Raw genomic sequence first — 11081 nt, 5'->3', positions numbered from 1 at the left:
ACCTTCAGCCCGGCCGACTGCAGATAAGGAATGACCTTGGCCCAGCTCGAGCCGTCGGCCCAGGCGCCGTGCACCAGCACGACGTTGGTGGCCTTGACGGGTGCGGCCTGTGCGGCGGGACTGATAGTCATCAGGCTCGCGGCCGCGAAGGCGGCGACCGCGAGGGTCATCGTGCGTAGGATATTCATTGCGCGCTCCGTGCTTATCCCCGAGCGGGATCGTTCTCCCCTTCGACATGGAGCGGCACGGCGTTACGGGCCGTCACGATCGTTTGATTTCAACGCCGTGCGGCTTAAACCTTCGTGTTAGGCGCCAGTCCGTTCACCGCAACAACGGCTCGAAATTGGTCGGCCGCGCCAGATTGGTGACGGCATGGAGCAGGTCGGCGGCGGTGGTGGCCGCGTTCCGATAGCGCTGCACCTCGGTGTCGATCCTGGGATCGTTGACGTCAGTGGCCGGCGGCACCGCCTTCAGCGCCGCTTCCTGCGCCGCGCGCTCGAGATCGCGCAACGCCTTGATCGCCTTGTTGAGGTCGGCCATCGCCGGCGGCGACACCAGCTTGCCGGCGACATAGACCACCTGGCTCAGTCCGAGCACGCCGAGCAGCGAAGTCGGAATCTCAAAGGAGGCGAGCTGGCTGACGCCGACCACGAGCAGCGCGCCGCCGACGATCAGGCTGAAGATGCAGCTCTGATAGTGATAGACGTCGAACTCGCCATCGCTGGTAAAGATGTCGCTCCAATGCGCCTCGTTGCTGCGGGCCAGCCCGCGGACGCCGATCCAGCCCTTCTGCACCAGCCAGGACCAGTTGTCGAAGTCGAGCCGGCTCTGCTGCTGGTCGGCGCCCTTGGCCGCGGTCGATCCGACCGCGGCGATGCCGAGCAGATAAAGCACGGTCTCCGACAAGGCGGAGAGCTCCCCGGTGCGCAGCAGGATGAAGAGCAACAGCGCAAACACGATGACGGAGAAGAACAGGATCTGCAGCTTCGCCAGGCTGCCCTTGCCGTCGACGCCGGCAGTCAGCACGACCGGGTCGAGGAAGCGCTGGTGAGCCGCCTCGTCAGCGGCCGTGCGCCTGTCGCCCTGCGGCAAGATCCTGCGGAATGCAAAGGCCGCGGCGAGATAGAGCAGCAGGACGGTGCCCACCACCGCCGGCGTGCACCAGCGCGACGAGCTCGCCCGGATCCGGATGACGCCGTTGGTCGACGGCGATTTCGAATCTTCACAGGCATAGATGTGCACATAGACGGAGCGCCAATAGCTGCCGATCTCGGCCGGCACGTTGACCGTCGCCAGCAAATCGCCCTTGCTCGCGATCCCTTCCTTGACGTAGGGGCTGCTCTCGGCGATCGGCGCGATCGAGATCGCGTTCTTGCCGCCGCTCACTTTCGGCAGATAGGGCGCATCGAACTTCACGTAATAGGTCGCCTGCGGCTTGAACTCTGCCTGCACGATGAAGTCGGCGCTGTTGTTGGCCGGCAGAAAGGTCGTGGTGCGCAGGACCGGTGTGCCGGCGTGGTAGATGAACCTGTTGTCGCCGATACAGTCGCCGACGATCTGAGTCGACTTGACGGTGGCAGGTGCTGCGGGCGGCGGCCCGGCCTGGACTGCGTTGCCTTGCGCGGGGTTGGTCGGCGCCGCATTGATCAAGGGGGCGCTCGGCTGCGGCGGCTTGGCGGCACCGCCGGGCTCCGCCTCTTCGGCGCCGGCGGCTGAGACGAACAAGATGCTGAGCGCCACCAGTGCCAGTGCAAATGCTTTCATGAGAAACCCGGATGCTGAAATACGGCCGCGCGCAATGTCGCAACGCTAGCATGCGAAGCGAGTCTGCTAAATCGAAGATTGCATTTTGACATATAAAAACGCCCCGGTTTCCCGGGGCGTCATACTCATAAGGTGAGGGACGGGCGATCGCGCCGTTCGGTTTAGGCGGCGGCCTTCTCGGCCGTGCCGTCGACCACCTGGGCGGCCTGCGCGCTGGTCGAGATCGGAATGCTGCGCGGCTTCTTGGCTTCCGGAATCTCGCGCTCGAGGTCGACATGGAGGAGGCCGTTCTCGAGGCTCGCATTCTTCACCGTCACATGGTCGGCGAGCTGGAAGGAGCGTTCAAAGGCGCGGGCGGCGATGCCACGATAAAGCACCTCGCTCGGGGCCTTGCCGTTCTCATTGGCGACCTTCTCGCCCTTGATCGTCAGCGTGTTTTCCTTCGCGACGAGGGAGAGCTCCTCCTTGGAGAAGCCGGAGACCGCGACGGTGATGCGGTACGCATTCTCGCCGGTGCGCTCGATGTTGTACGGGGGGTAACCGGGGCTGCCGTCGGAGGTGGCCTGGTCGAGCAGGCTGAAAAGACGGTCGAAGCCGACGGTGGAACGATAAAACGGGGTGAGGTCATAGGTACGCATGGTCAAAGTCCTCCATTGAGCGACTGTTTCAAGCAACCCGCCCGCCGACCGGGCCGGGCTGTCGTGCAGCCGGATCCGGCCTGCACAACGCTGATATAGACGAGGAAAGGCCTCGTTCAAGGTTTCGCCATAGGCTGTTTTTTCGCGGTTCCGGCCCTTGATTCCCCGACCGTTTTACCTATTCGATGGCCCTCCATGACGCTCGTCTCGATTCCCGCCAATCCCGTCCCCGAAAACGTTGTCGCCGGCACCATCAAGACCCCTGATGGCGCCGAACTGCGCTTTGCGCGCTGGGCGCCGCCCTCGGGGCGCAAGGGCACGGTCTGCGTGTTCACCGGCCGCAGCGAGATGATCGAGAAGTATTTCGAGACGGTGCAGGACCTGCGCGACCGCGGCTTCGCGGTGGCGATGTTCGACTGGCGCGGCCAGGGCCATTCCTCGCGACGGCTACGCGATCCGCGCAAGGGCTATGTGCGCTCGTTCACCGACTATGAGGTCGACGTCGAGACGTTCGTGCAGCAGGTGGTGCTGCCGGATTGCCCGCCGCCTTATTTCGCGCTGGCGCATTCGATGGGCGGCACGGTGCTGCTGCGGCTCTCGCATGCCGGCAAGCGCTGGTTCGACCGTATCGTGCTGTCGGCGCCGATGATCGACCTGCCGGGCAGGCGCACCGCCCTGCCGGCGCGGCTGTTGCTGCGCACCCTGCGCTTGGCCGGCCAGGGCGGCCGCTACGTGCCCGGCGGCAACGACGCGATGGCCGGGCTCGAGCCCTTCGTCAGCAATCCCGTCACCTCGGATCCGGTGCGCTATGCGCGCAACGCCGCGATTCTGGAGGAGGACCCGACACTCGGCATCGCCTCGCCGACGGTGGCCTGGGCCGATGCCGCCTTCAGCGCCATGCACACCTTCCGCGGCATGAATTATCCCTCGCAGATACGCCAGCCGATCCTGATGCTGGCGGCCTCCGGCGACAGCGTGGTGTCGACGTCGGCGATCGAGGAGTTCGCCTATCATTTGCGCGCGGGCTCGCATCTCGTCATTGCAGGCGCCAAGCACGAGATCCTGCAGGAGCAGGACCGCTACCGCAGCCAGTTCTGGGCCGCATTCGACGCCTTCGTGCCGGGCACGCCGTTGTTCGGGTGATGCGATACAGGCTTCGCGCGCCTGTCGGAATGAGGTACTGTGCCTGAATGAACCGGACAGAGGCCGTTGAAAGACTAAAAGCGTTCGCCGGCGCCTTGAAGGAACGGGGTGCCACGTCGCTCTATTTGTATGGTTCTACCGCCGGCGATCAGGCCGGAACGCGAAGCGATCTCGATCTCTTTCTTGACTATGACCCCCAGAGTAGATTCAACGCCTTTGACCTGGTAGCGGCAAGGCGGCTGCTCCAGGACGGGATGGGCCTCGATGTTGATCTCACCACTCGGGCGGGTTTGCATCCGTTGATACGTGAACGGATTGAGACCGAGGCGGTCAGGATTTTCTGATGCCATCGCGTAGCCCGTTGCTTCGCATTCACGATATGCTGGAAAGTATCGAAGGAAATCGAGACGGCGCTCAGCGACAAGTCCTTTCTCGATTTTCAGCAATCTTGGTTGTTGCGTTCGGCAATCGAACGGGGAGTCGAAATCATTTCGGAGGCGAGCCGGCACCTCGGTCATGAGTTGAAATCTACCCACAAGAATGTTCGATGGCAGGACATTGCCGGCATCGGTAACATTCTGCGTCACGACTACCAGCGTGTGGACAGCGAGATCATCTGGCGAGCGGTCAAAGACGACCTGCCGGAGCTCAAGCAAGCTGTCCTTGCGATTCGCCGTGAGCTCGGCGGAGACGAGTAGCAAGGCGCCGGTGAGCGTCAGCAACACCCGGGTGCGAATGATGCGATGTCCCACGTGTCGCTACGCTCACGCGAGCTACGAGTCTGTCTGGCGTCATTGCACTTATGAGGTCGGACATCGTGCGGCGTTCTCGATTGGCAATGGGCTGATTTGCAATTGCAATCGACGACACGCCGGCGACTGCATCGCTTGGTTGTAGTTCCCGTCCGGTTGCGATAGAGACGCACCGCCTCCCAGCAGAACGAGGCGATGCACGGAGGAATTCCGGCTCCAGCCGGGAAAGGGAGAGCATGGCGCGCAATATTCTGATCCTGGGAGCCTCCTATGGCTCCCTGCTTGCAACGAAGCTTTTGATGGCGGGACACAATGTCACGCTGGTGTGCCGGAAGAACACGGCCGAGCTGATCAATCGCGACGGCACCGAGGTGCGCATCAAGCTGCGCGACGAGCCGGAGCATCGCGCGATTGTCTCCCGCGACTTGCCCGGCAAGCTCGATGCGACGCCGCCGCAGGAGGTCGACCTCAAGCGTTACGACCTGGTCGGCCTCGCCATGCAGGAGCCGCAATACACCAACCACACCATCCGCGCGCTGATGGCCAGGATCGCGCTCGCGAAACTCCCCTGCCTGTCCATCATGAACATGCCACCGCTGCCTTACCTGAAGCGCATTCCCGCGCTGGCGGACATGGACCTGGAGGAAGCCTACACCAATGCGCAGGTATGGGAGCGGTTCGAGCCGGGACTGGTGACGCTATGCTCGCCGGACCCGCAGGCCTTCCGTCCGCCGGAGGAGGCGCCGAATGTGCTGCACGTCGGGTTGCCGACCAATTTCAAGGCGGCGGCCTTCGCCGATGCGCGGCACAATGCGCTGCTGCGCGAGCTCGAGTCCGATATCGACGCGGTGACCCTGGACGGCAAGGACGTGCCGGTAAAGCTCAAGGTGTTCGATTCGTTGTTTGTCCCGCTGGCCAAATGGTCGATGCTGCTGACCGGCAATTACCGCTGCATCACGCCGGGTGAGCCGCAGTCGATCCGCGATGCCGTTCATGGCGATCTCGCTCTGTCGCAGTCGATCTACGACCACGTCGATAGTGTGGCGCGGCGCCTGGGCGCCGATCCCGCCGATCAGGTGCCGTTCGAAAAATATGCCAAGGCGGCGGAAAGCCTGCTGAAGCCGTCGTCGGCGGCGCGCGCGGTCGCCGCCGGCGCGCCCTTCATCGAGCGGGTCGACCTGCTGGTCAAGCTGATCTCGCATCAGCTCGGCGTCACCAACGCCGAGGTCGATCGTACGGTCGACACCGTCGATCTGAAGCTGAGCGAGAAGATCGTGGTGGGCGGCTCCGGCGCATCCTGACGTCGAGGCGCGGCCCGCATGGCGCCGACGCCATGCGGGTGCGGTCGCTTGTCGGCATCTCCAGCGGGAGTATACTCCCGCGATGGCTGTCAGCTCACCCGATCTGAAAGCGTTCCTGCTCGCCACGCCGTTTTTCGGCGGCCTTGTGGATGCAAGCCTCGATCTCCTGGTCTCGATGCTGATCGAGCGCCGCTTCGATGCCGGCGCCACCATCGTGGCAGAGGGCGAGCCAGGACACTCGATGTTCGTCGTGCACACGGGCCAGCTCGTGATCCGCAGGCGCGGGGAGGCCGGGGCGACCATCCACATGTCGGATCTGGCGCCCGGTGATTTCTTCGGCGAGATGACGCTGATCGAAATCCAGAACCGGTCGGCCACGGTCGTCGCGAACAGCCCGACGGTGCTGTACGAGCTCACGGCGAGGGCGCTCTACACCTGCTACAAGAGCGACATCCACGCTTATGTCATGGTGATGCAGAACATCAACCGCGAACTCTGCCGGCGTCTGCGCCGTTCAGACCAGCGCATTGCCGAGCTATCGATGCAGCGCCACCCAGACGATCGGCAATAAGGCTAGCATAGCCCGGGTGAGCGACTTGTCCGCCATAGCCCGGAGGGCAACGGCGGAAGCGATCCCGGGACTCCCGCACATCGCTGCGCTCATGCGGGCCACGCCTGCGGTCATTGCCGTGCGTCCTTGCCAACCTTCACCGGCGCGGTCTCGGGCATCAGCGCCATCGCGAGCAGTCCGACCGTCGCCGCGAGCAGCAGATACCAGGCCGGCGCGAGCGGATTGCCGGTGATGTGCAGCAGCCAGGTGACCACGAGCTGCGCGGTGCCGCCGAAGCTCGCGATCGCGACCGCGTAGACGGTGGCAAACACGCCGCCGCGGATCTGCTGCGGCAGCGCCTCGGTGAAGGTCGCGTAGAACGCGGTGAACGGCAGCGACGAGATCAATGACAACAAGCCGAAGCCGAACAGCAGCGACCAGCCGCCGGGCGCGCCGACGATCCACAGGAAGGCCGGGTAGGTCAGCAGCAGCACGATCAGTTGCGGCACGATCATGATCGGCTTGCGGCCGTAGCGGTCGGCCAGCCAGCCGCCGAGCAAGGCGCCGATGATCTGCAGCCCGTTGCTGACCAGCGAAGTGGCGAACGCGACCGATTGCGCGATGTGCAGCGTGTTCTGCGCGTAGGTCGTCATATATTGCGTGACATAGGTCGAGATGGTGCCGCTCGCCAGGATCATCAGCGCCAGCAGGATGACGCGTCTATGGCGGCGCGCCAGCCCGAAATGGCCTGACTCGTCTGCGTGCCTGGCGCCGCGCTCAGCGGGCGTGATCGTTTCCGGCAGCGTCCGGCGCATCCAGAGCCCGAACGGCAAGGCCAGCGCGCCGATCAGGAATGCGATCCGCCAGCCATAGGAATCGAGCTCGGCAGGCGTCATGATCTCGCTCAGGATGAAGCCGACCAGCGCGCCCGCGGTGGCCGCGATCTCCTGGCTGGTCGGCTGCAGCGAGACCACCAGCGCGCGCCGTTCGGGTGGCGCGATCTCCAGCAGATAGGCGGTGGTCGGGCCGACCTCGCCGCCGAGCGCAAAGCCCTGCAGCATCCGCGCGACGATCACGATGATCGGGGCCGCAAGGCCGATCGTCTCGTAGGAGGGCGTGATCGCGATCACGATGATCGCGCTCCCCATCAGCGCGAAGCTCAACAGCATCGCAGGCCGCCGGCCGATGCGATCCGAGTAGATGCCGAGCACGACACCGCCGATCGGGCGGGTGATGAAGCCGGCGCCGAAAGTCGCGAGCGACAGCATCAGGCTGCCATACTCGCTTTGCGCCGGAAAAAACGTGTGACCGATCTGGATCGCGAAGAAGGCGTAGGTGACGAAGTCATAGAACTCCAGCATGTTGCCGATGGTGGCGGCAAACGCCGCGCGCCTGACGCTGACGGAGCTGGTGTCGAGAAGGCCGGCCGACAAATCTGATTTTCCCTGAACCGTGTGAACGACGCGCATGATGAGGACTCCTGCAGGCGCTGACAACGCATGAAAGACAGTCACGTGCCATGCGCGGCGGGGAAATCGCCCGACGTTGATGCGCTTCGAAAAAAAGCCTGTTCAGATCTTCTGATAAAAAGAATTCGCCCGCGCCGTCGGGCAAATCAAGTGCACATTTCCGCCCGTCCCGTTTCCTCTCAGGAGGGACGTATCGCGATCGTCACGAACGTGGAAGCGGGATGCGATGGCCGAGATCAGCGCGCAGCATGGTGATTCATGCCGACGGACGCGCTGATGCGGACGGTGAAATCGTGTGGTCCTGGCGCCCCGGTGCTGGCGCGAAGCGCGCGGGTATTGACGTATCTGCGCGTGACAGGGGCAAGAAAGCCGGTCCCTGGGGAGATCACGTATAAGCCGTAAAGTCATCGCGCAGGGAAGGCCGGGATGTCTCGGCCGAGCCTGTGGTAACCGCCGCGTGCATTCTTTTTCGCACGCGGGCCATGGGAGTCGGCGAGCTCCCGGCCTTCCCTGCGCCCTCCGTATTTTCGAGGGCGATTAGTTCGTAAAGCTCGGGCAGAACATGTCGCGAGGATGCGAAAGCATGTCCGGTGAGGAAGCGCGCTCAGTGAGAATGGTAATGGCCGTGCGACACTCTCTGGTGTCATCGCCCGCGAAGGCGGGCGAGCCAGTACGCCGCGGCCTATCCTATCGCGCGCGGGCGCCTCTGGAATACTGGATCGCCCGGTCAAGCCGGGCGATGACAGTTTTGATCGTCATTGCGAGCGAAGCGAAGGTATCCCGGAGCCAGATAAGAATTCTGGATTGCTTCGTCGCCTCGCTCCTCGCAATGACGAATCGCTCAGCGCGCCCGCCGGCGTCACAACGTCTTCAGATACTCGATCAGGTCCCAGCGCTCGTCGTCGGTGAAGGCGCCGCCGACGACGCCTTGCGGATAGTCCTTGTTAGGCCGTCGCGCGCCTTCGAAGGAATGACCCATCGTGCTGTTGCCCCGGATCGGCTTGCGGTCGCTGCCCATGGTCGAGAACCGGGTTTCGCCGGTCGCACAAGTGCTCTCGCCGCCGGGCGGCACGTGGAAGCCGACCTCCTTGGGATCGAAGTCGTGACGGCCCTGGCAGAACGAGGTCGGCCGCTGCCCGGCCGGCGCCAGCATCCAGTACAGCGACGGCACCGAGCCGTTATGCAGATAGGGCGCGGTGGCCCAGACGCCGTTCAGCGGCCGGGCGCGATAGATCGGCACTTGCCATGCGGGATTGGGGCAGTTCGTGCGAGCGCCGCGCAACAGCTTGCGCTGCTCTTCCGGCATGTTGCGCTCATCCATCCATTTCTCGCTGGCGCGCTGCACCACGTCCATCAGCGCCACCGCGTAGGGCATTTTGGTGGTCGAGATTTGCGGCAGGTTGCAGTCGCTCATGTCCTTGTTCGGATCGAGGTTGATGAAGCTTGGCAGCTCAACCTGGCGGTTCTTGAGCACCTCGGCCTGCGCCGGGTCGGTGCCCATGTCCGCAACCGGCTTCTCGACCAGGTCGACCACCGGACCCCCGGCCGGATTCTTGGCGCTCCAACCCTTCGGCACGCCCTTGTCCCACGTGTCGCCGGCGCTGACCTTCCAGAAGCTCTCGTCGGGATAGGCCTTGTCGAACACGGGATCATTGACGGGACCCTGATGGCATTCGACGCAGATCGCGGCGTAGAGTTTGCGTCCGCGCTCGACCCGCGCCGGATCGATGCGCCACGCCGCGTCGTCGGGAAACAGCTTGTCCGGCCATTTCGGCGCGGCGAGGCCGCCGAATGTCGGCGTCTTGGTCGCGAACGGGTCGGGACCACGCAGCATCCGCTCGATCACGTCGAGGTTTTCGATCGCAATGTTGGAGCGGAACAGCGCGGTCGAGGGCGGCTCGGGCGACAGGTTGATCTGCGCGAATACGCCAAGCGCCTCGCCGGCATTGCGGATCAAAGGCTGCGAGATCGAGGCGTCATATTGCGCCCAGGAGAACCACGGCACCGTCCAGATCGGCGGGAAGCTCACCGGTGCATCGATGGCACGCTGGTTCTTCGAGAAACCCGACAGGCCGCTGGTCACCATGTCCAAATAGAACACCTGGTTGCCGATGCGGTTCAATGCGTCGAGCCGGCCGAAGCCTTCGTCGGTCTCAGTCTTGCCCTGGCTTGCGATCTCGTCGGCGTAAGCCTTGCCCTGCTTCTGCAGCGCGAATTCGAGTGCGGCCTCCAAGCCCTTCTTGAGCTTGTCACGCTGCTCCTGGCTCGCTTTCGCACCAAGCACGCGCTCGGCGAAGCGGTCGAAGCGCCCGGGGAAGTAGCGGGTGAGGAGCATTGCGAAGCCCGTTGCCTTCTCAAGCTTGCGCAGGTCGACCATCGCCGGTCCGCCGTCGAAGCGGACGCTGGTGCCCTTGTAGTTGACGCTGCCGCTGTGGCATGCGGCGCAGGTCAGCCCGATCTGGTCCGGCTCGGCGACCTCGGTCACCGGGTCCTTGGCGCCGCTCAGCCGCGCGAAGCCGACCGGCAGCCCGCCGCGGTTATCAGCCAGGGTCGGCTTCAAGTCGGGAAGTGCAGCGGGAGGCAGCTTCTGCAGGTCCGGCGTCGCGCTGTCGGTGGATTTCGGGCTCGACATGAAGCCGAAGCGTTCGAGATAGGCGCTGTCGGACACCAGGCCTGGCGAGCTGAACAGCGAGAAATACGGCTGCTCCAGCTTCATGAACCAGTCGTACGGAACGGGGAAGGTCGCCGTGCCCTGGCTGACATGATGGAACCAGTGCCGATCCTGGTCCGACCAGCTCTGGTCGAGCCAGGTGGTGGTCTTTGCCGGCTGGTACGGCGGCAATCCCGGCGGCACCAGCGCCGCCATTTGCTTCGGCAGCGTACCGGGGAGCTTGTTCAACGCCGCGGGAAGCTCATCGTTGATTTTGTCGGGAAACGCGACATAGGCCAGTGCTGCCACCAGCGACAGCGCGATCAGGCAGATCACCACCGTGCCGACAACGCCGATCACTGCCTTGCCGATCCGCCAGATCGTGCCGCCCGGCACCGGCTTGGCCATCAACCGCGCTGTGATCCGCTCCGGAAACCGGCGCTCGACGAACAAGGTGCGGACCTCGGCCGTGCTGAGATAGCGGCTGCTGTCGTCGCCCTTGCCCATCACGTCGAGCAGCACCGGCCATTCGCCCTTCATCAGGAAGGGGAAGTACCAGCGCGCCTGTGCGCCGTCGCGCTTCAAATTGGCGGCCATGAAGGCTTTGACCTGGCCGGCATCGAGGCCGCGTTCGGTACCGCCGGCGGGAAGCGGCCGGTCGCTGCCGAAGGCTTCGAGCCGCGCGATCTCGTCCTCTTGCACCTGCGCGTCCACATTGAGGATGCGCGAGCCACAGCCATGCTTGTCCAGCGGACCGTTGCGCAGGTGGTCGAGTTCTGCGCCCGACACCAGGCTGCGCAACTGCCGCAGCGGG

General features: G+C 64.4%; 9 protein-coding genes and 1 pseudogene. 5 read left to right on the top strand and 5 right to left on the bottom strand.

All coding sequences use genetic code 11. The annotated features are described in order from the left end of the window. The 3 genes and pseudogenes from WA702_RS29250 to WA702_RS29240 all read right to left on the bottom strand — a co-directional run. Positions 1–188, bottom strand: a pseudogene (locus tag WA702_RS29250) (alpha/beta hydrolase); the annotation flags it as partial. 133 nt (positions 189–321) lie between these two features. After that, the gene (locus tag WA702_RS29245; RefSeq protein WP_425114016.1) at positions 322–1764 is read right to left on the bottom strand and encodes a hypothetical protein; all 1443 of its coding nucleotides are present in this window, start codon (positions 1762–1764) and stop codon (positions 322–324) included. A 161-nt stretch (positions 1765–1925) separates the two neighbouring features. Continuing rightward, positions 1926–2402 (bottom strand): Hsp20 family protein, encoded by a 477-nt coding sequence (locus tag WA702_RS29240; protein ID WP_425114015.1) that lies wholly within the window; start codon positions 2400–2402, stop codon positions 1926–1928. Between the two features lie 195 nt (positions 2403–2597). Between WA702_RS29240 and WA702_RS29235 the strand changes: the two genes are divergently transcribed. The 5 genes from WA702_RS29235 to WA702_RS29215 all read left to right on the top strand — a co-directional run bounded on the left by WA702_RS29235 (position 2598) and on the right by WA702_RS29215 (position 6169). Beyond that, positions 2598–3545, top strand: a complete 948-nt coding sequence (locus WA702_RS29235) for an alpha/beta fold hydrolase (protein WP_425114014.1) — start codon at positions 2598–2600, stop codon at positions 3543–3545. A gap of 47 nt (positions 3546–3592) precedes the next feature. Further along, on the top strand, positions 3593–3889 hold the full coding sequence (locus WA702_RS29230) for a nucleotidyltransferase family protein (RefSeq protein ID WP_425114013.1): 297 nt from the start codon (positions 3593–3595) through the stop codon (positions 3887–3889). Between the two features lie 108 nt (positions 3890–3997). Further along, on the top strand, positions 3998–4243 hold the full coding sequence (locus WA702_RS29225; RefSeq protein ID WP_425114012.1) for a DUF86 domain-containing protein: 246 nt from the start codon (positions 3998–4000) through the stop codon (positions 4241–4243). A 290-nt stretch (positions 4244–4533) separates the two neighbouring features. After that, positions 4534–5598, top strand: coding sequence for a ketopantoate reductase family protein (locus WA702_RS29220; protein WP_425114011.1), 1065 nt, complete (start codon positions 4534–4536; stop codon positions 5596–5598). An 82-nt stretch (positions 5599–5680) separates the two neighbouring features. Next, a complete protein-coding gene (locus WA702_RS29215; RefSeq protein ID WP_425114010.1) occupies positions 5681–6169 on the top strand; it encodes a Crp/Fnr family transcriptional regulator in 489 nt (162 codons plus the stop codon). A 110-nt stretch (positions 6170–6279) separates the two neighbouring features. Here the strand turns inward: WA702_RS29215 and WA702_RS29210 are convergent, their stop codons facing one another. Both WA702_RS29210 and WA702_RS29205 read right to left on the bottom strand, forming a co-directional pair. Further along, the gene (locus WA702_RS29210; protein ID WP_425114009.1) at positions 6280–7617 is read right to left on the bottom strand and encodes an MFS transporter; all 1338 of its coding nucleotides are present in this window, start codon (positions 7615–7617) and stop codon (positions 6280–6282) included. 859 nt (positions 7618–8476) lie between these two features. Then, the coding region (locus WA702_RS29205; protein WP_425114008.1) for a di-heme-cytochrome C peroxidase at positions 8477–11081 on the bottom strand (2605 nt) is incomplete at its 5' end.

The sequence above is a fragment of the Bradyrhizobium sp. genome, assembly GCF_049798375.1.
Taxonomy (GTDB): Bacteria; Pseudomonadota; Alphaproteobacteria; order Rhizobiales; family Xanthobacteraceae; genus Bradyrhizobium.
The sequence above is the reverse complement of the archived record's forward strand: the minus strand, read 5'-3'. Positions and strand labels throughout refer to the sequence as shown.